The sequence below is a fragment of the Rhodococcus sp. NPDC003318 genome, from assembly GCF_042879035.1.
GTDB lineage: Bacteria > Actinomycetota > Actinomycetes > Mycobacteriales > Mycobacteriaceae > Rhodococcus_G.
Genome location: NZ_JBIAOU010000001.1, coordinates 211,513 through 233,335, shown reverse-complemented (window position 1 = coordinate 233,335; position 21,823 = coordinate 211,513). Strand labels below are relative to the sequence as shown.

Genomic DNA, 21,823 nt, shown 5'->3' with positions numbered 1-21,823 from the left:
TCCCTGCCGCGCAACGCACTCGAACGTGACTCGTGGCAGTGGGAAGCGGGCATGGTCGACGGCCATCGGGGCTGTCGTGCCACGGTTCCACGATCACACCTCAGCGAAGTCGAGTCCGCCCTCCACCGGTTCGAGCACCCGCCGGCGCAGGGGCGAGCCGAGTGCCCTCGCGAGGTCGGTGCCGTCGTGTTCGGACATCAACATGCCGCCGTCCCACACCATCAGGGTCGCGCTCACCGAGTGTTCGGGTGTCGAGTGCGAGAGGTCGTAGTGGGCGCATCCGGGCACGTCGGGGTACGTCACCCACAGGTCGTAGCCGGTCATGAACAGGTCGAGGTCGAACTGCACGCTGAGCCCGAGCAGTTCGCTGCGGCCGTTGTCGTCGACCCCGGCGAACGCCTCGTCGAGTCCGAGCAGTCGCGGTGCGTGCGGATCCGCGGACGACAACATCGCGTGCGCCGCCGCGAACAGTGGCAGGTGCAGCGACACCGACTGCTCGCCACCCGACAGCGCGCCGTGCCGGGCGGTGGTCAGTCGCTCCTCGGTGCCGTCACCGGAGATCAGGGACAGCGAGAACACCCGCCACCGCCGGTAGTCCAACGCCTCGGCGAGGATCTCCGGGTACGCACGTTCGGGGTGCGCGGCACGCAGCGCCCGGATCCGGGTCGCGAAATGTGCTCGGATCGTGGCCAGTTCGTCGGGTCCGAGCGCGGACGCGTCCCGGTCCAGCAGCTTCGACACCGCACGCGCCGGCTCGTCGAGGTTGTCGGCGAGCACCCAGTGCACACCGATCGTGTTGCCCGACGACATCCGGCGCTCCCGCATCTCGGAGGACATCTGCGCGATCAGGTCGCGGGCGTCGACGGTGCGTTCGTGGATCTGCTGGCCGAGACCGGTCAGCAGCGCGTCCTCGAGGATCCGACGCTCGGAGTCCGTCAACAGTTGCTGCTGGTCGTCGCGGGCACGGGCGATCATCTCCGCGAAATCACCGACGGAGGAGTGCCCCTGGTCGTGCTGCACCGTCACGGTGGTCAGGCCGTCCGCCGCATCCCAGCGCAGGCGGTAGTCCTGACCGGCGGACGCGAGACGCGCATCGAAGTCCTGCAACGCCGACGTCAGCGCGGACCGGGTGGACTTGCCCGCCGCCTCCGACACCCTCACCGCCGCCGTCGCGGCATCGAGCGCCGCGTGCAGCGCGGTGACCTCGCCGGGCACCACCGGCGCCGGCTGGTCCGGTTCCGTCTCCAACCGGTACACGAGCTGGTCGGTGGTCAGCCACGCGGCGTCCGACGCCGGCCAGCTGTGCGGTTCCCCGACGCCGAGAAGCACCAGCAGGTCCCGGCGCGCGTAGGGGGCGAGTCGCTGTGCATCGGAACGGGTTTCGGTCAGCGCCGCGCGCAGCGACTCCACCGACGCCCCGTGCGCGCCCTCGGCCTTGCCGATCGCCTCGACCGCCGCGTCGTGCGCCTTGCGGGCGGCGCGCTGCTCCGCCGTCGCCGCCTCGATGCGGGCGCGGGCCCGCTCGATGTCGGCGTCGATCTCGTCCGCGCCCGCACCGAGCGCCTCACGCAGTGTCTCGAGCCCCTGCACCTGCAGCGTGAGCTTCTCCTGCGCGACCGCAGCTTCCTCGGCCAATTCCTCCGCGACGTCGCGGGCCTCGGCGAGCCGGTCGTCGGTCTCGCGCCGGCGCTCGTTCTCCTTCTCCCGGTCGCGGCGGCAGCGCACCACCAGGTCGCCCCGCGTCTCGAAGTGCCGGATCGCGGCGGCGAGGGCGTCCAGGCCGCGTTCCGGTGCGGGGACACGGTGCCGGGCCGCGGCCTCGCGCAGCTTGCGGTCCTGGACGGCGAGATCGGCGATCGCCTGGTCGAGTTCGCGTTGCGCGGTCGCGGCCGCGTCGTCCCGGCTGCGCAGCGCACCGGCGGCCTCCGACACCGCCCGCAGCGCGGTCAGCACCGCCGACGCTCGCGGCAACGCCTTGCCCGCCGCGGTCAGCGCCGCGACCAGTTCCGTGGCGCTCGCGCCGTCGGCGACCGCTGCGTCGTGCTCGTGCCCGGCCTGCTCGATCGCGGCGTCGAGCTCGCGCAGTCGCTGCTCGCGGCGCCGCTCGCGGGCCGTCGCACCGATGTACTCGGCGTCGGTCTTGGTGTGTCGACCTGTCTGGACGCCCTGCCGGAACCGGCCGTCCACCCCGACCGCCACGCGGGCGTCGGCGTGCCGGTCCAGCGCGATCGACGCCAACAACGCCGCGACCCGCTCTTCGGGGACGGCCGTGTCCGGTTCCGCGACGAGCACGTCCGCCAGGGTGGCACCCGTGGGTCGCTGCTCCGCGGGCAGTGGGACCAGGAACTGCTCCGACTCCTGCTCCGGCAGAGCGCCGTCCGCGGGCAGCACCCACCCGTCGAGCAGGTTCGCCGCGGCGAGGGCCGCCTCGATGCCCGCGGCGTCCCCGGCGGACACGCCGTCGGCGAACCGCACCAGCCGCCACAGCGGCGCACCCGCCAGATCCGATCGGTCGCCGGTGCGGGCGGCGTGCGGTGGCGGCGCGTCGTCGTGCTCGGCCGCGACCCGGTCCCGGTCCGCCGTGAGTTCGGCGATCGCCGCGGCGGTCTGCTCGGCGACCGACTCCGCACGGGCACGCCGGGCCCGGACGGTGTCGAGCGGTCCGTCGGCGTGGTCGGCGAGGATCTCCCCGAAGCCGGGGGTCTGCTCGTCACCGATCGTCGCCACCGACTCGTGCAACGCCACGAACAGGTCGCTCGACACGCCCACCGTCGCGTACAGCGACGAGTGCGTCGACCACCAGCGCCGTACCGCGGTCGCACACTCGGAGCGGGCGAGAGCGGCACCGGCCTCCGCCTCCTTGACGGCGGCCGTCGCGGAGTCGAGGAGTTCGCGGGAGCGATCCCCGGCCCGCTCCGCGCGGTGCCGCTCCGCCGATGCCCGCTCGACAGCCGTGAGTGCGTCACGGACGGCGCGCACGTCGCCGGACCGTTCCTCGGCGTGCCCGCGGACCGCGGCGGTGATCTGGTCGCCCCGCGCGGTGTCGGGCAGGGACGTCCACACGATGCCCGCGTCGTCCGCAGCCGCCCGCAGATCGTCCTCGGCACGGGCGACCGCCTCGATCGCGTGGGTGACCCGGGTCGCGGACTGCGCCGCCTCCTCGGTCCGCTGAGCCAGGCTCGCCTCCGACTTGCGGGCCTTGTCCACCTGCTGGTCGGTGGACTTGCGCAGGTCCGCGACGACGGCCGCGAGGTCGTCCAACTGTTGCTTGCCCTCGTAGGCACTCGACCGCTGCAGGGTCTCGAGCCCCGCGCGGGCCAGGTCCAGGGCGCGTTCGGCGGCGACGAGACGCTCCTCCGCCTCGACCCGCTCACGCTGACGGCGGGTCCGACCGGCGACCGCCTCCCCGAGCGCCGTGGTGGCCGCGGTGACCGCCTCGAACCGGCGGGACACCTGCTCGACGTCCGTACGTGCCTGCTGCCGAAGGTATTTCGTGTACACCCCGACGAACGACTGCGTCGCCTGGTCGGCGGCGGTCAGCCCCTCGAGGGCGCGGCCGACCTCCTCCATGTCGCTGAACGAGCGCGCCGCCTCGAGCACCAGGTGGTCGTCGAGGGGTCGCAGGCCGTCGGTCAGGGCCTGCGACAACCCCTTCGGGTCGAGGTTCTTCGCCAGCTGCGGCCGCCGCAGCGTCAGGATCAGCGTGATCAGCTGGTCGTAGCGCTGCGCACCGAGCCCGAACAGGCGGGCGTCGATCGCCGCCCGGTAGTCGATCGGCCGGTCCGTGATCGCGTCCCCGCCGATCTGCTCGGCCAACTGCTTCTTCGTCACCGGCTGATCGCCGGCCCCGAGCAGTGAGAAGTCCACGCCGACACGGCCGTCCGCGACGAAGTGCCAGCGCGTGAGCTTGTCGTTCTGCCGGCTGGCGCGCATCCCGATGCCGACGGTCACCGCCTCGGGGTCGTCGGCGTCGCCGCGCGCGAACTCCATCCACACGTAGGCGTGGACACTCTCGTCGCCCCGGTAGAGCAGATTCGACTTCATCGTCCGTTCCTCACCCGCGAACGGGTTGAGGCGGCGCGGCTCGATCCGGCCGTCGAGGACGAACGGGAACAACACCTCGAGCGCCTTCGTCTTGCCGGAACCGTTGGGGCCGCGCAGCACCAGACGCCCGTCGGCGAAGGAGAACTCCTGGTCGCGGTAGTCCCACAGGTTGACGATCCCGGCGCGGGTCGGTCGAAAACGCGCACTTGCCATGTGAAGTCGGCCTCTACTTCTCTCGGGACGGAACGGCGGGGGACGGTGTGTCGGGGTGGCTCAGCAGGTCCGGTTCGGGGGCGCGTTCGCGGACGGTGACCACGACCCCGCGATACCGCGCGAGCGCGGGCAGTACCAGGACACCGCCGTCGGTGCGGCGCAGCAGCCGCTGCCCGTCGAGCAGGTCGACGGCGCGGCGCCGCAGTCCGGCGGTGTCGGCCTGCCACTGCGCCGCGAAGGTACGGCCGAACCGGTCGACGAGTTCGGTGACGGTGGCCTCGATCCAGCTGTCCTCCACGAACGGGTACACCGGCGGAGGCTCGACGGGGGCGGCGGTCTCGGCCGGCTCGTCGGGAGCGTCGGCGAGTTCGCGCAGCACCGTCGCCTGCGGGATCGCCGAGTCCAGCTGCGCGACGAGATCGGTCGTCGTCGGCGACGGCAGCGGCAACCGCAGCGGCTCGGGGGCGTCGGGGTCGAGGATCCGGTCCGCGATCTCCCCGGCCAGCAGCAACGCCACCTGCGCCACGGTGCCCGTGCTCGGGAACCTCACGTCCGAGAGCCGGCCGGACGGGTCGATCAGGGCGATGCCCTCGGCGCGGCGTTCGGCGACCAGTCCGGTGAGCCGTTCGACATCGGCCGCGGTGCGCGGCAGCGCCAACTGCAGACGCTCGTCGTCGTCGAGCTCGTCGGCGTAGACGACGGGCTGCTGGACCAGGGCCCGGCGCACCCGCCGCGTCGTCTCCCGCGTCGCGGTCTCCTCGGTCGGTGCGGCGAGCAGACCGCGGACCGAGGACAGGTGCTGCAGCGCCCGCGGCGGCCGGAACAGGGCGATCACCACGGACCGGTCGATGTCGTAGAGCGCCTCTCCCGCATCGGGGTTCGACGCCCACCCCGACGCGTCGCCGTCCGCGAGGGTGATCGCACCGCGTGCCGCGAGCCAGCCGACGGCGTCGACGAACGCGTCCCGGTCCGCGGCGCGCTCGGTGGACAACTCGACCGACGGAACCTGCGACGCCTCCGCGGCGACGTGCTCGGCCAGCTCGGACAGCGTGACCTGGTTGCCCGCCCGCCCGAGCGCCGCCAGCGCCAACGCCAGGTAGGCGTAGCGGCGGCGGTCGAACGCGCGGTCGCCGACGGTCCGCGCCGGGGTCGTCGGGTCGAGTCGGTCCGCCGCGGTGAACAACCGGGCCGTGGTCTCGGTGACCTCGAGCCGGTAGCCGAACAGCTCGAGCAGGTCGTCGCGCAGCTCGGTGGTCCACCGCCGCAGCAGCGGCAACGCCAGCGCGTCCGGATAGGTGGTGGTGACCAGATGGTTGGCAAGGATCACCCGGGCCGCCCGCTGATAGGACTCGAGCATCAGCGGGGAGATCTCCCGTGCCTTCACTGCACGCTCACCCGCAGCCGGTCCAGGTGCAGACGGCCGCGCACCGTCTCCACGGTCGTCGACACCGGATTCGGTTCCAGGGTCAGCCGGACACCGTTCTCGGAACCGGTGGACCCGCGGACGGTGCCGCTGACCGCGACCCGCGCGGTCAGCGCCGCGGTGAGCAGACTCAGCAGCACATCGGTCTCCTGATCGTCGAGGACACGGTCGTAGGCGCTGCCCGCGGCCAGGGAACGGGCGGCCTCGGCGCGGGCCCGCTGCGCGCTGAGCTGCGCGTCACGCAACCGGCGGATGCTGGCGTCGTTGCGCTGCACCCGGCTCGGCGCGCCGACCGCCGCGTTGCGTCCCGTCTCGGCGAGGGTGCGGGAGATCTCCACCGGCGGCGCATCCCACCACGACCGCGAATCGGGGATGATGTCGGCGTCCGGATGCACCATCGACAGGTGCCGCGGACGCCCGAGGTCGAACACCGCCTGGAACAGCGCGTGCGCGGCGTCCTCGGTGGGTGCGGCCGCGAACCAGCCGGCCAGGTGCCGCAGCTGGCTCTCCCGGCTGACCCCGCCGCGCCGCGTCTCGGTCACCCGCCGCAGCAGCGACAGCACCGCCGCGATCGCGCTCATCGTCCCTTCCCGCAGCCTCTCCGACTCGCTGACGCCGCCGTCCGTGCCGACGAACCACTGCGTCAGACCCGCCCAACGGGCCGTCCAGTCGGCCTCCCGTTCGGCCGGCGTGAGGAACAGCCGCTCGTCGGCGTCGGCGGCCCGCGCCAGCAGCAGCGGCACGCCGGTCCGCTCGACCGCGGTGATCGCCGCGGTCAGCTTCGGCGCGTACCGCGCCAGATCGGAACTGAACTCACGCATGTGGGTGAGCAGTGCGTCCTTGTGGACGAGGAACACCTCCGGCGTGATCTCGGTGATGCGGACCAGATCGCCGAGGGTGAGGTAGAACTGCGCTGCCCGCGACGCCATGTCCGAGAGGGTGTCGTCGAGACGGCGCAGCTTGCGGTAGATCAGCTCACCGTCCCCGACCCGGTTCGCCTCGGCCAGCTCAGTCAGGTCGGCCAGCAGGTCCGGCAACGCCAACCGGGACAGCGCCGCGTCGTCGAGGCGGGCGCCGAGCACGTCCTCGACCGCGCGGAACGCCTGATATCCGAGCTGACTGAATTGGTAGACGAAGTGCCGGTTGCGGTACTCGGCGAGGGTCGCGGCGCGGGAGCCGTCGTAGCTGCGTTCGAGCAGTCCCCACTGGTGCAGCTGATCGAGCAGCGGGGTGACCTCCGCCGGAGTGAGCGCGGGGTGGCCGAGCCGCTGGACGGTCTGCGAGACCTCCGCGGCGTGCAGCAGGACCACGTAGCTGGCGCGGGCGTGGTCGAACGCCCGCAGCACCGACAGGTAGTCGGCGCGTTTCTCCGCGGTGGCGAACGCGAACAACCGCAGCCGATCAGCTGAGACGAAGTCGTCGGGCACCGGACCGGAAGAGTTCACTGTGACAGGGTAGGGGAGCGCCGCACCGGTGTGACACCGGCGGGTTGGGTGCGTCGCGCCCGAGTTGCCTCGGACACGACGCACCGAACCGTCTCCCCCGGATCGGGCTCAGATCGGTACGGGCGCGCCGTACGTCATCACGATGTCACCCGACGCCAACTCCACCCTGGCGTACGGGCGCAGGGTCACCGGGCCGATCGCTCCCGAGACGCTGCCGTGGATGTTGCCGATCCGGATGCGCGCACCCGGCCCGTCGAACTCCTTGTCCTGGACGACCGGCACGTCGGTGATGCCGCCGGGCGCGAGGTCGAACGTCAGGTTCTGCTGCGGGATGATGTCCCCGGCCAGCTTCCCCCGGTTCTCGGTGCCGATGATGATGTCCGGCGCGTCACCGCCGGGCAGGAACCCGATCAGGTCCAGGTTGCCCGTGTTCTCGAGTTCCCAGCCCAGACCCGGCGTGTTCAGCTGGATCGAGGCGCCGGTCAGGGCGATCGGATAGCCGACCTGATAGCCGAACGAGATCCTGCTGCCCGCCATCGAGTCGGCGCCCGGGCCACTGATCCTCGCCTCGGCATATCCGCTGTGGAAGAACTCCCGGCTCAGCGGCGAGGAGTCGAGCGGCGGCACGCCGACGATGGACGTGTCGCCCTGGATGACCTCGACGAGGTTGTCACCGCCGTCGACGATGCTGCTGGCGTTGTCGACGGCGGCGTTCGCGGGGCCGGTGCCCAGACACAGACCGAGGGCTGCGGCACCGGCGACCGCCAGTGCCCGCGTGAGATGTCGACGGGCAGGCCCGGCCGACGTGGGGCTACTTGTTCGATTCCGACGTTTCGAGCGACTGACGTGCATGCAACACCTCGTCCGTTGGGTCGATACCGGATGCGGGCCCGCACCCGGTAATCGGCGTGGGCGACTTCCCCGAACCGGGTATGACGCTAGTGGATCCGACCAGCACATGAGCCGATTTCTGCCGTGTCGAAATCTCCTGTTCACGCTCGGCTTCGGTTGGCCGTCTCCCACGCGCGGTCGTAGCGGTTGCCGCCCGGCCTGCGCACGTCCTTGCTGCGGTATACGACGTACGGCCGGCCCAGGTAGCCGAGCGGCGCGCTGAACACGTGCACGAGCCGGGTGTACGGCCAGATCGCGAGCAGGGCCAGCACCGTCAACCCGTGCAGCCGGAAGCTCCACGGAACCCCGACCATCAGCTCCGGTTGCGGGCTGAGTGAGAACAGACTCCGGAACCACGGCGACACCGTGGAGCGGTAGTCGTAGTCGCCGAGGATCAGGTTCTCGCCCAATGTGTTGTACATGCCGGTCGCGATCACCGCGATGAAGATCACGTACATGATCTTGTCGCCCGTGGTGCTGGCCTTGCGGACGCTCGGCACCGAGATCCGCCGGTACACCAGGATCGACAGGCCCACGACGGTGGCGATTCCGGCGGGCACCCCCAGCCCGACCGCGACGATGTGGTAGGTGTGATCGGAAATCCCCAGCGCCTCGGTCCAACTCGCCGGAATCAGCACACCGCCGACGTGGCCGGCGAGCACCGCGAGGATGCCGAAGTGGAACAGCGGGCTGCCCAGACGCAGCAGCCGCGACTCGTACATCTGCGACGAGCGGGTGGTCCAGCCGAACTGGTCCTTGCGGTAGCGCCACACGTGCCCGACCACGAACGAGGTCAGTGCGATGTACGGCAGGGTCAGCCAGAGCAGGGTGCTCACCGGGTGGCTCCGATCGGGTATTCGTCGATGTGCGGGTGCAGCGCCGGGTCCAGCGCGTAGGTGTCGAGGCCGACGGTGTCCTCGGGCGGTCCCTCCGCGGCCAGCTTCACCACCTGCGCGCGGTCCTCGGTGTCGAGTTCGGGCAGCGTCGAGCACAGGGCGTCGAGCACGCCCGCGTACGGGGAGCCGCTGTCGTGCAGGGACAGCCGCAGCACCTCGACGACCGCTCGGTGGGTGGTCAGCAGCCGCCACCCGCGCTGCGGGTCGGTGGTCGCGGCGAATTCGAGGACCACCGGTAGGAAGTCCGGCAGTTCGTGGTCGCCGAGTTCGAGGCCCGCGTTGCGGTACGCGGTCTTGAACCGCAGCAACGCCATGCCGCGATTGCGGGTGTCGCCGTACGCGTAGTACGACAGGTGCAGACTCGACCGCCGGCGCAGGTCGAACGTCTCGACGTACCGGGCCGCGAGGGCGATCGGGTCCTGCTCGCGCATGTGGTCGATGCACGCGACGAGATCCGGTCCCGCGGGGGCCGGGATGTCCGCCGCCGCGGCGTGCAGGTCGCCGAGGAGGTCCAGCGTCGACTGGTGCGGATAGTCGAGGACCAGTGCCGCGATCCGCCACACCAGCCGCTGCTGGGTCTGCGTCAGCGACTCGGCGGCCGGTGCGGTGCGCCGGTTACGGCGCAGGTTCAGCACGCCCATCAGGACTCCTCCCGCGAACCGACCGGCACGAGGCCGTCGGTGGTCCTGCCGTCCCAGTTGAGCAGGTTGATCCGGCGCTCCTTGTTCTCCGGTGCCGCGCCGTTGGTGTCCTCCCCGACCAGGTGGAACTTGTCGGCGACGACGTCGAACGCGGTCATGCCGGGACCGCTCGCACCGGGCCCCCCCATGCCCGGACCACCGTCGTCGTCGAGGCTGCAGCCCGTGGCGAGCGCGTCGAGACGGTGCGCATCCGATCCGGCGCCGGTCGGGATCACGTACCTGTCCTCGTACTTCGCGAGCGCGAGCAGCCGGTACATCGCCGTCAACTCGTCCGGCGTCAGGCGCACCGCCTGCGCGACCTCCGGTTTGATCGACTCGCCGAGATTGACCTGACGCATGTGGGCGCGCATCGCGGCCAACCGCTGCAGGGACGCCCGCACCGGCCCGACCTCACCGGCGGTGAACAGTTCGGCGAGGTACTCGATCGGGATCCGCAGCGAGTCGATTGCGCCGAACAGGTTGTCGGCCGACTCGCCGTCGTGCCCGGTGTCCGAGAGCGCCTCGACCATCGGGGACAGCGGCGGGATGTACCAGACCATCGGCATCGTCCGGTACTCCGGATGAAGCGGCAGCGCCACCTGGTAGTCGACGATCAGCTTGTAGACCGGCGAATTCTGCGCGGCCTCGATGAACTCCGAGGAGATACCCGCCCGTTCGGCCTCCGCGATCACCCGCGGATCGTGCGGGTTGAGGAACACACCGAGCTGGGACGGGTAGAGGTCGGCGTCCTCGGTGACCGCGGCCGCGTCGAGGACGGCATCGGCGTCGTAGAGCATCACACCGATGTAGCGCAGGCGCCCGACGCACGTCTCCGAGCAGATCGTCGGGATCCCGACCTCGATCCGCGGGTAGCAGAACGTGCACTTCTCGGCCTTGCCCGTCTTGTGGTTGAAGTAGATCTTCTTGTACGGGCACCCGGTGACGCACTGCCGCCAGCCCCGGCACTTGTCCTGGTCGACGAGCACGATGCCGTCCTCGGAACGCTTGTAGATCGCGCCCGACGGGCACGACGCCGCGCACGCGGGGTTCAGGCAGTGCTCGCAGATCCGCGGCAGGTAGAACATGAACGTCTGCTCGAACTCGAGCTTCACCTTGTCCGAGACCTTCGCCAGCAGCGGGTCCTTCCCGACCTGCTCCGGCCCGGACCCGAGGTCGTCGTCCCAGTTCGCGCCCCACGTGACCTTGGTGTCCTCGCCGGTGAGCAGCGACTTCGGGCGCGCCACCGGGGTGGTGTCCGTGGGGGCGGATGCCAGCAGGTTGTCGTAGTCGTACGTCCACGGCTCGTAGTAGTCGTCGATCGTCGGCAGGTCCGGGTTCGCGAAGATGTTGAGCAGTCGCTTCATGCGCGACCCCGACTTCAGGGTGAGCTTGCCGCGCTTGTTCAGCGTCCACCCGCCCTTCCACTTCTCCTGATCCTGGTACTGCCGCGGATAGCCCTGACCCGGGCGGGTTTCCACGTTGTTGAACCACGCGTACTCGACGCCGCCGCGATTGGTCCAGGCCTGCTTGCAGGTGACGCTGCAGGTGTGACAGCCGATGCACTTGTCCAGGTTCATCACCATGGCCATCTGCGCCATAACCCTCATGTCAGTACGTCACTTCCTGGTTGCGGCGGCGGATCGTGGTGACCTCGTCGCGCTGGTTTCCGGTGGGGCCGTGGTAGTTCAGGGCGAAGGACTGCTGCGCGTACCCGCCGATCAGGTGCGACGGCTTGATCATCACGCGGGTCAACGCGTTGTGGATGCCGCCGCGCTTGCCGGTCTTCTCGGTGCGGGGAACGTCCACCGCGCGGTCCTGGGCGTGGTACATGAACACCGTGCCCTCGGGCATCCGGTGGCTGACGATCGCGCGGGCCACGACGATGCCGTTGCGGTTCGTCGCCTCGATCCAGTCGTTGTCCGCGACACCGATCTTCGCGGCGTCCACGTCCGACATCCAGATCGTCTGACCGCCCCGGGACAGGGTGAGCATGTGCAGGTTGTCCTGGTACGCCGAGTGGATCGACCACTTGCTGTGCGGGGTCAGGTAGCGCACCGTGACGCTGCCGCCGACGCCGTGGCCGTGTGTCTCGCCGACCGCGGGTTCGGCGAACAGCGCCGTCATGTCCAGCGGGGGCCGGAAGATCGGCAGTTGCTCGCCGAGTTCGGCCATCCAGTCGTGGTCGAGGTAGAAGTGCTGGCGCCCGGTCAGCGTGTGCCACGGCTTGAGCCGTTCGGTGTTGATCGTGAACGGCGAGTAGCGGCGGCCGCCGGTCTCACTGCCCGACCACTCGGGCGAGGTGATGACGGGCACCGGGCGGGCCTGGGTGTCCGAGAAGCGGATCCGGGTGCCCTCGTTCTCCGCGGCGAGGTCGACGAGCTGGGTGCCGGTGCGCTCCTGCAGGTGCTCGAACCCCTGGGTGGCGAGCCGGCCGTTGGTGGTGCCGGACAGCGCCAGGATCGCCTCCGCGGCGTGCCGGTCCTTCGCCAGCGACGGGCGTCCCGCCGCCGGGCCGGTGGCGACGGTGCCGTTGACGGCCCGCAGGTACTCGACCTCCTCGGTCGGGAACGTGGTGACGCCCTTGGTCGTCAGGCCCAGCTCCTCCACCAGCGGGCCGAGCGCGCCCATCCGCTCCGCGATGGTCGTGTAATCCCGTTCGACGACAACCAGTTTCGGCATCGTCTTCCCCGGGATCGGCTCGCACTCACCGCGTTTCCAGTCGAGCACCTTCCCGCCGGGCTGCGCCGTCGCGTCGGCGGTGTCGTGCAGCAGCGGGACCGCCACGATGTCGCGCCGGGTGCCGAGGTGTTTCTCGGCGAGCCAGCTGAAGCCGCGGGCGATGCGGTGGAACGCCTCGAAGTCGGTCTTCGACTCCCACGGTGGCGAGATCGCGGGGGAGAAGGCGTGCACGAACGGGTGCATGTCCGTGCTCGACAGGTCGTGCTTCTCGTACCACGTCGCCGCGGGCAGCACGACGTCGGAGAACAGGGTGGTGCTGGTCATCCGGAAGTCCAGGGTGGTCAGCAGGTCGAGCTTGCCGTTCGGTGCCTCGTCGCGCCACACCAGTTCCTCCGGGTGCACGCCCGTCGAATCCGACGCCTGCAGGTTCGACCCGGCGCCGAGCAGGTGCTGCAGGAAGTACTCGTTGCCCTTCGCGGACGATCCGAGCAGGTTCGACCGCCACACGATCAGTGTGCGGGGGAAGTTCTCCGGCGCGTCCGGGTCCTCCACCGCGAACTGCAGGTGCCCGGTCTTGAGCCCGTCGACGACGTGCTCGGCGGCGTCCTTGCCGAGCCGCTCCGCCTCGTCCGCCAGGTCGAGCGGATTGCGGTTGAACGTCGGGTAGCTCGGCATCCAGCCGAGCCGCGACGCGAGCGCGATGTTGTCGGCGGCGGTGCGGCCGGCGAACGCGCCCTGCGCCAGCGGGGACGCCATCGCCTCCGACGTGAACGGGTCGTAGCGCCACTGGTCCGTCGCCAGGTACCAGAACACGGTGCCCTGCATCTGCCGGGCCGGCCGCGCCCAGTCCGAACCGAAGGCCAGCGTCGACCAGCCGGTGACGGGCCGGCACTTCTCCTGCCCGACGTAGTGCGCCCAGCCACCGCCGTTCACGCCCTGGCAGCCCGTGAGCAGCGTCAGCGTCAGGAACGACCGGTAGATCTGGTCGGAGTGGAACCAGTGGTTGGTGCCCGCACCCATCAGGATCATCGACCGGCCGCCGGACCGGTCGGCGTTGTCGGCGAACTCGCGGGCCACCCGGGCCGCGGACGCGGCGGGGACACCGGTGATGCCCTCCTGCCAGGCAGGGGTGTACGGCTCGTCGGCGTCGTCGTAGCCGGTCGGCCAGGTGCCCGGCAGGCCGTCGCGTGCGACGCCGTACTGGGCGAGCATCAGGTCGAACACCGTGGTGACCAGTCGGCCCGCGACCGTGCGCACCGGCACGCCGCGGCGCAGGACGCCGGGGGTGTTGGTGTCGTAACGGGGGAGGTCGATCTCGACTGCCGCTTCTCCGTGCAGGCTCAATTGCGGCTCCACGCCACCGAGGTCGAGGTTCCACTTGCCCTTGCCGGACTCGGTGAACCGGTCACCGAGGGAGCCGTTCGGGACGACCGGTTCGCCGGTCGCCGAGTCGAGGAGCACCGTCTTGTGCAGCGCGCCCTCACCGGTGTCGCCGAGGTCGGCCGCGGTGAGGAACTTGCCGGGCACGTACGACGGGCCGTGGCCGTTCGTCGACGCGTCGGGTCGGCGCGGTTCGAGCGTCACCAGGTACGGCAGGTCCGTGTACTTCTTCACGTAGTCCAGGAACCGCGGCACCTGCTTGCGGACGAAGAACTCGGTCAGGATCACGTGGCCCATCGCCATCGCGAGGGCGCCGTCGGTGCCGGGGCGGGCGGGCAGCCACTGGTCGGCGAACTTGGTGTTGTCGGCGTAGTCGGGGGAGACCACGACGACCTTCTGCCCGCGGTACCGGGCCTCGGTCATGTAGTGCGCGTCCGGGGTCCGGGTCACCGGCACGTTCGAGCCCCACATGATCAGGTAGCCGGCGTCGAACCAGTCCGCCGACTCCGGGACGTCCGTCTGGTCGCCGAACACCTGCGGGGACGCCTCCGGTAGGTCGGCGTACCAGTCGTAGAACGAGAGCATCGCGCCGCCGAGCATCGAGATGAACCGGGCGCCGATCGCGTGACTGACCATCGACATCGCCGGGATCGGGGAGAACCCGGCGACCCGGTCGGGGCCGTACCGCTTGATGGTGTGGACGTGCGCCGCGGCGACGATCTCGGCGGCCTCCCACCACTCGGCGCGCACGAAGCCGCCCTTGCCGCGGGCGGCCTTGTAGGTCTTCGACTTCTCCGGGTCGTCGGCGATGTCCGCCCACGCCAGCACCGGGTCCTTGAGCCGCTGCTTGGCGTCGCGGTACATCTCGAGCAGCACGCCGCGCACGTACGGGTAGCGGACCCGCGACGGCGAGTACGTGTACCAGGAGAAGGACGCGCCGCGGGGGCACCCGCGCGGTTCGTACTCCGGCTTGTCGGGACCGATCGACGGGTAGTCGGTCTGCTGCGCCTCCCAGGTGATGACGCCGTCCTTGACGTAGATCTTCCACGAACAGGATCCGGTGCAGTTCACGCCGTGGGTCGAGCGCACGACCTTGTCGTAGGACATCCGGTCCCGGTAGAAGTCGTCGGAGGTGCGGCCCCCGATCTGGTGCAGGGTGCGCAGGTCGGGTGACGCCTCGCCGCGTTGGAAGTGCTTGCCGAACCGCAGGAGCGCGTCCGCGTCCAGTTTGCCGGTGCTCTGGGACATGAATACCTCTCGGAAAGGGGAAGTGCGACAGGGGCTGACGGCGCACTCAGAGACGGACGACGACATCGCCGCCCTGCACGGCGGCCGGATACACCCGGACCGGTGCGACGGTGTCGGTGGTGCAGGCCCCGGTGTCGAACCGGAAGGCGTACTGGTGCAGCGGGCAGGTCACGACGGCGCCGTCGATCTGGCCGTCGGCCAGCGGACCCGCCTTGTGCGGGCACACCGCGTCCATCGCGCGGACCGTGCCGTCGGCCAGCAGGAACACCGCGATCTGCCTGCCGTTCACGACGTAGGTGCGGCCCTCGCCGGGGGTGAGGTCGGTGACGGATCCGACCGTCACCTGCCCGTCCACCACCGCGGTCATCGGACCGGCACCTGGGGCAGCGGGAGCAGCGGCAGCGACGGCGCGAACTGCGCCGGCGACTTCGGGGCGCTGCGCTCACGCCACGGGTCGCGGTAGCCGGCGACCGCGGTCGCCATCCGCTCGTCCAGTCCCGCCACGATGCCCTCCTCGTCTCGAACCAGCAACGCCTGCAGTCGTTCCAGGCCGACCCGCGGCACCCAGTCGTAGGTGCGCTCGAGCCACTTCGCGTCCTCCCGGTAGTGCTGGACGAACCGGCCCGCGAGCTCGATCACCGCCTCGCCGGACTCGACCGTGGCCAGCAGATCGCCCTTGCGGATGTGCGCACCCGCGGCGCCGCCGACGTAGACCTCCCAGCGGCCGTCGCCGACCGCGACGACACCGAGGTCCTTGCACAGCGCCTCCGAGCAGTTCCGGGGGCATCCGGCGACCGCGAGCTTGAGCTTCGCCGGGGTCTCGAGGCCCTGGAAGCGCTCCTCGAGTGCGATGCCGAGGTTCGTCGAGTCGCCGAGCCCGAAGCGGCAGAAGTCGCTCCCGACACAGGTTTTCACGGTGCGCATGCTCTTGCCGTAGGCGTAGCCGGACGGCATGTCCAGATCGCCCCACACCTTCGGCAGGTCCTCCTTCCTGATGCCGAGGAGGTCGATGCGCTGACCGCCGGTGACCTTGACCAGCGGCACCGAGTACTTGTCGGCGACGTCGGCGATGCGCCGCAACTGATCCGGCGTGGTGACACCGCCCTTCATCTGCGGAACCACGGAGAAGGTGCCGTCGCGCTGGATGTTCGCGTGGACCCGGTCGTTGATGAACAGGGCGCCGCGCTCGTCCACCCAGTCCGGACCCCAGACCATCCTCAGCAGCGACGCGAGGGGCATCTTCGCGGTGGCCTCCTCGCGCCCGCCCTCGGCGAGTTCCGTGAACACCTGTGACACCGCGCGCAGGTCCCGCTCGCGGATCGTGGCGATCAGTTCCGCCTTCGTCATCGGGATGCACGGCACGTACCAGTCGGCGGCCGGGTCCGCCTTCAGCCCCCCGCCCGCGGCGCAGGCGACGATGTCGGCGACGAGACCCTTGCACGATCCGCAGCCCTTGCCGGCGCGGGTCTTCGCGCACACCTCGGTCAGCGTCTGCGCACCCGAGTGCACGCACGCGACGAGATCGCCCTTGGTGACGCCGTTGCAGTTGCAGACCTGGGTGTCCTCGGGAAGGTCGGCAGCCGAGGTCGTCTCGGCCGCGCCCGCGAGGTCGAACAGCAACGACAGGCGGTCCTCGGGCAGCTCGACCTTCCCGTCGAACACCTGCGTCAGCAGGGCGGCCTTGCCGGTCTCGCCCATCAGCGTCGCGCCGACCAGCTTGCCGTCGCGGATCACGACGTTCTTGTAGACGCCGGTGCGCGAGTCGTAGAACTGGACGAACTCGTCGGTGGCCAGCTCGGGTGACTTCAGTCCCATCGCGGCGACGTCGAGTCCGGCGACCTTGAGCTTCGTGGTCGAACTCGAACCCACGTACGCGGCAGCGGGATTGGAGCCCGTCAGGTGCTCGGCGAGGACGACCGCCTGCTCCCAGACGGGGGCCACCAGGCCGTACAGCTCGCCGCGGTGCTGGGCGCACTCGCCGACCGCGTACACCGATCCCTCGTCCTCGCAGCGCATCTGGTCGTCGACGACGATGCCACGCTCGACGAGCAGGCCACCGGCGCGGGCGAACTCGGTGTTGGGCCGGATGCCCGCGGTGACGACGACCATGTCGGCGGGCAGGCTGGTGCCGTCGGTGAACCCGACCGCGGTGACGTTGCCCGACTCGTCCCGGACCACCTCGGTGGTGCGCATCGCGGTGTGCACACCGACGCCGAGACCCTCGATCTTGGCGCGCAGCAGCTGCCCGCCGCGCTCGTCGAGCTGCTGGTTCATCAGGTGGCCGGGGGAGTGCACGACGTTGACCGTCAGTCCCTGTTCACGCAGCCCGTACGCCGCCTCGAGCCCGAGCAGACCGCCGCCGATCACGACGGCGGTGACGCCGTCGCGGGACTGCGCCATCTGCAGCATGCCGTTGGTGTCCGCGATGGTGCGGAAGCCGAAGACGCCCCGGCCGAGCCTGCCGTCGGGCTCGCGCAGGCCGTCCATGTTGGGGAAGAAGGTGTTCGAGCCGGTGGCGACGACGAGGATGTCGTACTCGACGACCCGGTCGCTCTCGCAGGTGACGGTCTTGGCGAACCGGTCCAGGCGCACCGCCCGGTCGCCCGCGTACAGTGCGACACCGTTCTCCCGGTACCAGCTCATCGGGTTGAGGATGATCTCCTCGTCGTCCGCGGCGGCCTCGCCGGCGAGGACATGGGAGAGCATGATGCGGTTGTAGTTCCCGTACGGCTCGTCACCGATCATGGTGATGTCGAACATGTCCCGTCCGCCGCGGGCCAGGATCTCCTCGACCGTGCGGGCGCCGGCCATGCCGTTGCCGACCACGAGCAGCCGCTTCTTGGCGTCCCCTGTACTTCCCATGCGACGAGAGTGCGGCGTGGCGGTGACGAGTCCGCTGCCGGGACGTTACGCGGCAATCAGGAAGTGCTCACCGTCCGGACCGGGCCGTTGTCAGCTTTTCGCTTCGGGCCCGGTCCGGCCCGGTCACGCGCCCACGTAGGACGCGAGGTGCTCGCCGGTCAGCGTGGATCGGGCGGCGACGAGATCCGCGGGGGTGCCCTCGAAGACGACACGGCCGCCGTCGTGGCCCGCACCCGGCCCGAGATCGACGATCCAGTCGGCGTGGGCCATCACCGCCTGATGGTGCTCGATGACGATCACGGACTTGCCGGAGTCCACGAGCCGGTCCAGCAGACCGAGCAGGTTCTCGACGTCGGCGAGATGCAGACCGGTGGTCGGCTCGTCCAGGACGTAGACGTCGCCGTTCTCGCCCATGTGGGTGGCGAGCTTGAGACGCTGACGCTCACCTCCGGACAGCGTGGTCAGGGGCTGACCGATCTTGACGTACCCCAACCCGACATCGTGCAGCCGCACCAGGATCCTGTGCGCCGCCGGGATCCTGCCGTCGCCCGCGCCGAAGAACTCCTCGGCCTCGGCGACCGACATCGTGAGCACCTCGTCGATGTTCCTGCCGCCGAACGTGTAGTCGAGCACCTCGGCCTGGAACCGTTTGCCTTCGCACACCTCGCACGGAGTGGACACGCCGGCCATCATCGCCAGGTCGGAGTAGACCACACCGGCGCCGTTGCAGTTCGGGCACGCACCCTCGGAGTTCGCGCTGAACAGACCCGGTTTGACGCCGTTGGCCTTCGCGAACGCCTTGCGGATCGGCTCGAGCAGCCCGGTGTACGTCGCGGGATTGCTGCGCCGCGACCCCTTGATCGCCCCCTGGTCGATGGCGACGACACCGTCGCGCGTCGACACCGACCCGTGGATCAGCGAACTCTTTCCCGAGCCCGCGACCCCGGTCACCACCGTGAGCACACCGAGCGGGATGTCGACGTCCACGTCCTGCAGGTTGTGGGTGTTCGCACCGCGCACCGCCAACACACCGGACGAGGTCCGTACCGACGCCTTCACCGCGGCGCGGTCGTCGAGATGCTTGCCGGTGATGGTGCCGCTGGTGCGCAGGCCGTCCACGGTGCCCTCGAAGACCACCTCGCCGCCCTCGCTGCCCGCGCGCGGCCCCAGGTCGACGACATGATCGGCGATCGCGATCGCCTCCGGCTTGTGCTCGACGACGAGCACGGTGTTGCCCTTGTCGCGCAACTGCAGCAGCAGATCGTTCATCCGGTCGATGTCGTGCGGGTGCAGACCGATCGTCGGCTCGTCGAACACGTACGTGACGTCGGTGAGCGACGACCCCAGGTGGCGGATCAGCTTCGTGCGCTGCGCCTCGCCACCGGACAGTGTTCCCGCCGGCCGGTCCAGGCTCAGGTAGCCCAACCCGATGTCGACGAACGAGTCGAGGGTCTCGCTCAGCGACTTCAGCAGCGGCGCCGCCGACGGTTCGTCCAGCCCGCGCACCCACGCCGAGAGATCGCTGATCTGCATCGCGCAGACGTCGGCGATGCTGAGCCCCTTGATCTTCGACGACCGGGCCTCCGCGCTGAGTCGCGTGCCCTCGCAGTCGGGGCACGTCTGGAAGGTGATCGCGCGATCGACGAACGCCCGGATGTGCGGCTGCATCGCCTCACGGTCCTTGGACAGGAACGACTTCTGGATCTTCGGGATCAAGCCTTCGAACGTGACGTTGACGCCCTCGACCTTGACTTTCGTCGGTTCCTTGTACAGCAGATCGTTCAACTGCTTCTTCGTGAACGTCGCGATCGGCTTGTCGGGATCGAAGAAGCCGCAACCGCGGTAGATGCGCCCGTACCAGCCCTCCATGCTGTAGCCGGGGATCGTCAGCGCCCCCTCGTTGAGGGACTTGTCGGCGTCGTACAGGGCGGTCAGGTCGAAGTCGGAGACGCTGCCTCGGCCCTCGCACCGCAGACACATGCCGCCGGTGACGCTGAAGCTGCGCCGCTCCTTCACCTCCCGCCCGCCCTTGGCCGTGGTGATCGCACCGGCACCGCTGACGGAGGCGACGTTGAACGAAAAGGCCTGGGCGGAACCGATGTACGGTTTACCGAGCCGGCTGAACAGGATGCGCAGCATCGCGTTCGCGTCGGTGGCCGTGCCCACGGTCGACCGCGGGTTGGCGCCCATCCGCTCCTGGTCGACGATGATCGCCGTCGTCAGACCCTCGAGCACGTCGACGTCGGGACGGGCGAGGGTCGGCATGAAACCCTGCACGAACGCGCTGTACGTCTCGTTGATCATCCGCTGCGACTCCGCGGCGATCGTGGCGAACACCAGAGAACTCTTCCCCGATCCGGAGACTCCGGTGAACACCGTCAGCCTGCGCTTCGGGATCTCCACGTCGATGTTCTTGAGGTTGTTCTCGCGCGCACCGTGCACGCGGATCAGGTCGTGGCTGTCGGCGGCGTGTGACGGCGGTGACGTCGTGCTCGCGGCCTTGGTCATCTGGTCTCCCTCTGTCGCGTTCGGCTTTCCTGTCCACCCGAGACGGCCCGTCATCCGGCCGCGGCATCCCACACGAATCCGTCGGGATCGGTGAACTGCCCGGCGTTCGAGCCGATCGTGATCCGGTGCGCTCCGGTGCCATCCGGGGAGACCCCCGCGTTCTTCGCCAGTGCCCGGCGCCCGTTCAGTGCCAGGGTGACACCGGTCGCCGAGCCCGCGAACTGAACGTACTTGCGACCGAAGCTCTTCTCCACCACCAGTCCGTGATCGACGTAGAACTCCTTGCTCGCCTTGACGTCCTCCACGCCGAGAAGCAGGACCAGTTCGTCGAACTGCCGGGTCGCCGGCCCGGTGTCCTTCTTCGACGAGCTGGCGATCGTCCAGATCGCGCCGTCCGGTGCCTGCACTGCAGCGCCGTACCCCCACAGGCTCTTGCGGGCCGGCTTCAGTTCCGTCGCACCTGCGCCCCGGGCAGCGGCGACGTACGCGTCGACGTTGCCCGGCTGCGAGACCACGAGCGAGAGCGTGTAACCGCGGAAACCGCTGGACGGCTCCTGCGCGGCCCGCACACCGATCCGGGACCCGACCCCGAGCTCGGCGTAGAAGTCCTCCGCGGCCGCGACGTCGGGCACGTCGAGGATCACCGACGAGACGGTGGTCTGGCCCGTGGTCGTCATCGGATCACCTCGTTGATGCGGAGCAGGTTGCCGGCAGGGTCGCGTACGGCGCAGTCGCGGATGCCGTACGGCTGCTCGATCGGTTCCTGGACGATGTCCGCGCCGTCGGCCTCGAGCTTCGCGAAGGTGGCGTCGAGGTCGGGGGTGGCCAGGGTGAGGATGGCGTACGTGCCCTTGGCCATCATCTCGGTGATCGTGCGGCGCTCGTCGTCGGTGATGCCGGGATCGGCGGCCGGGGGGTGCAGGACCAGCGAGGTGTCGGGCTGGTCCGGGTGTCCGACGGTGATCCAGTACAGCCCGTTGTAGCCGACCTCCTTGCGGACCTCGAACCCGAGGAGGTCCCGGTAGAAGGTCAGCGCGGCGTCGCGGTCGTCGTGGGGGAGGAATGCCGAGTGAATGGTGATGTCCATGTCGATCACGCTAGGCGCGGCTCGCGGCGGGCGCTTCTCGATTCCTGATCGGTCTGGTCACCTGCTTGGTGACGCACGACGGCATCTCGGTCGGCGGGCGCACCTGGTCCCGATACACGCTCGGCGGGACACCGACCAGTTCGGTGAAGCGGGTGCTGAACGTGCCGAGCGACGAGCAGCCGACCGCGAAACACACCTCGGTGACGCTGACGTCGCCGCGCCGCAACAGCGCCATCGCGCGCTCGATGCGCCGCGTCATCAGGTAGGCGTACGGAGGTTCCCCGTAGGCGAGTTTGAACTGCCGGCTGAGGTGTCCGGCGGACATGTGTACACCACGCGCAAGTGCCTCGACATCCAGCGGCTGCGCGTACTCCCGGTCGATCCGGTCGCGTACCCGCCGCAGCAACGCGAGATCACGCAGCCGCTCGGGTTGCTCGGCTCTGCTGGTCACTCCCCGAATGGTGCCA

14 protein-coding genes are annotated in these 21,823 nt (G+C 70.1%); all 14 read right to left on the bottom strand.

The features are described from left to right. Positions 1 to 93: 93 nt before the first annotated feature. The 14 genes from ACFYVR_RS01005 to ACFYVR_RS00940 all read right to left on the bottom strand — a co-directional run bounded on the left by ACFYVR_RS01005 (position 94) and on the right by ACFYVR_RS00940 (position 21,807). Positions 94 to 4,257 carry a TIGR02680 family protein gene (locus tag ACFYVR_RS01005; protein WP_387468737.1) on the bottom strand — a complete coding sequence of 1,388 codons (4,164 nt, stop codon included), beginning with the start codon at positions 4,255 to 4,257 and terminating at the stop codon, positions 94 to 96. 13 nt (positions 4,258 to 4,270) lie between these two features. Then, entirely contained in the window at positions 4,271 to 5,641 is a 1,371-nt protein-coding gene (locus tag ACFYVR_RS01000; RefSeq protein ID WP_387468736.1) for a TIGR02678 family protein, read from the bottom strand. Next, positions 5,638 to 7,077 carry a TIGR02677 family protein gene (locus ACFYVR_RS00995; protein ID WP_387470250.1) on the bottom strand — a complete coding sequence of 480 codons (1,440 nt, stop codon included), beginning with the start codon at positions 7,075 to 7,077 and terminating at the stop codon, positions 5,638 to 5,640. Before ACFYVR_RS00995 ends, ACFYVR_RS01000 begins: the two co-directional genes overlap by 4 nt. Positions 7,078 to 7,233: 156 nt before the next feature. Then, positions 7,234 to 7,977 carry an MspA family porin gene (locus ACFYVR_RS00990; RefSeq protein WP_387468735.1) on the bottom strand — a complete coding sequence of 248 codons (744 nt, stop codon included), beginning with the start codon at positions 7,975 to 7,977 and terminating at the stop codon, positions 7,234 to 7,236. Positions 7,978 to 8,117: 140 nt separating this feature from the next. Beyond that, positions 8,118 to 8,852: a respiratory nitrate reductase subunit gamma gene (gene narI, locus ACFYVR_RS00985; protein WP_387468734.1), complete on the bottom strand. Its 735-nt coding sequence runs from the start codon at positions 8,850 to 8,852 to the stop codon at positions 8,118 to 8,120. Then, on the bottom strand, positions 8,849 to 9,553 hold the full coding sequence (gene narJ, locus ACFYVR_RS00980) for a nitrate reductase molybdenum cofactor assembly chaperone (protein ID WP_387468733.1): 705 nt from the start codon (positions 9,551 to 9,553) through the stop codon (positions 8,849 to 8,851). Before narJ ends, narI begins: the two co-directional genes overlap by 4 nt. Continuing rightward, the gene (narH, locus tag ACFYVR_RS00975) at positions 9,553 to 11,190 is read right to left on the bottom strand and encodes a nitrate reductase subunit beta (protein ID WP_387468732.1); all 1,638 of its coding nucleotides are present in this window, start codon (positions 11,188 to 11,190) and stop codon (positions 9,553 to 9,555) included. Before narH ends, narJ begins: the two co-directional genes overlap by 1 nt. 10 nt (positions 11,191 to 11,200) lie before the next feature. Next, positions 11,201 to 14,899 carry a nitrate reductase subunit alpha gene (locus tag ACFYVR_RS00970; protein ID WP_387468731.1) on the bottom strand — a complete coding sequence of 1,233 codons (3,699 nt, stop codon included), beginning with the start codon at positions 14,897 to 14,899 and terminating at the stop codon, positions 11,201 to 11,203. Between the two features lie 46 nt (positions 14,900 to 14,945). Then, complete coding sequence (locus ACFYVR_RS00965; RefSeq protein ID WP_387468730.1) at positions 14,946 to 15,266, bottom strand: Rieske (2Fe-2S) protein; 321 nt, start codon at positions 15,264 to 15,266, stop codon at positions 14,946 to 14,948. Further along, complete coding sequence (gene nirB / locus ACFYVR_RS00960; RefSeq protein WP_387468729.1) at positions 15,263 to 17,761, bottom strand: nitrite reductase large subunit NirB; 2,499 nt, start codon at positions 17,759 to 17,761, stop codon at positions 15,263 to 15,265. Before nirB ends, ACFYVR_RS00965 begins: the two co-directional genes overlap by 4 nt. Before the next feature lie 123 nt (positions 17,762 to 17,884). Continuing rightward, on the bottom strand, positions 17,885 to 20,269 hold the full coding sequence (locus ACFYVR_RS00955) for an ATP-binding cassette domain-containing protein (protein ID WP_387468728.1): 2,385 nt from the start codon (positions 20,267 to 20,269) through the stop codon (positions 17,885 to 17,887). A 50-nt stretch (positions 20,270 to 20,319) separates the two neighbouring features. Continuing rightward, entirely contained in the window at positions 20,320 to 20,946 is a 627-nt protein-coding gene (locus ACFYVR_RS00950) for a glyoxalase (RefSeq protein WP_387468727.1), read from the bottom strand. Then, on the bottom strand, positions 20,943 to 21,356 hold the full coding sequence (locus tag ACFYVR_RS00945; protein WP_387468726.1) for a VOC family protein: 414 nt from the start codon (positions 21,354 to 21,356) through the stop codon (positions 20,943 to 20,945). Before ACFYVR_RS00945 ends, ACFYVR_RS00950 begins: the two co-directional genes overlap by 4 nt. Before the next feature lie 10 nt (positions 21,357 to 21,366). Beyond that, positions 21,367 to 21,807: a helix-turn-helix transcriptional regulator gene (locus tag ACFYVR_RS00940; protein WP_387468725.1), complete on the bottom strand. Its 441-nt coding sequence runs from the start codon at positions 21,805 to 21,807 to the stop codon at positions 21,367 to 21,369. Positions 21,808 to 21,823: the final 16 nt, after the last annotated feature.

Bases quoted from the DNA above. Each gene is read 5' to 3' on its own strand.
- ACFYVR_RS01005 (WP_387468737.1), bottom strand. From the start codon at position 4,257: ATGGCAAGTGCGCGTTTTCGACCGACCCGCGCCGGGATCGTCAACCTG.
- ACFYVR_RS00990 (WP_387468735.1), bottom strand. From the start codon at position 7,977: ATGCACGTCAGTCGCTCGAAACGTCGGAATCGAACAAGTAGCCCCACG.
- narJ (WP_387468733.1), bottom strand. From the start codon at position 9,553: ATGGGCGTGCTGAACCTGCGCCGTAACCGGCGCACCGCACCGGCCGCC.
- narH (WP_387468732.1), bottom strand. From the start codon at position 11,190: ATGGCGCAGATGGCCATGGTGATGAACCTGGACAAGTGCATCGGCTGT.
- ACFYVR_RS00970 (WP_387468731.1), bottom strand. From the start codon at position 14,899: ATGTCCCAGAGCACCGGCAAACTGGACGCGGACGCGCTCCTGCGGTTC.
- ACFYVR_RS00965 (WP_387468730.1), bottom strand. From the start codon at position 15,266: ATGACCGCGGTGGTGGACGGGCAGGTGACGGTCGGATCCGTCACCGAC.
- nirB (WP_387468729.1), bottom strand. From the start codon at position 17,761: ATGGGAAGTACAGGGGACGCCAAGAAGCGGCTGCTCGTGGTCGGCAAC.
- ACFYVR_RS00955 (WP_387468728.1), bottom strand. From the start codon at position 20,269: ATGACCAAGGCCGCGAGCACGACGTCACCGCCGTCACACGCCGCCGAC.
- ACFYVR_RS00950 (WP_387468727.1), bottom strand. From the start codon at position 20,946: ATGACGACCACGGGCCAGACCACCGTCTCGTCGGTGATCCTCGACGTG.
- ACFYVR_RS00945 (WP_387468726.1), bottom strand. From the start codon at position 21,356: ATGGACATCACCATTCACTCGGCATTCCTCCCCCACGACGACCGCGAC.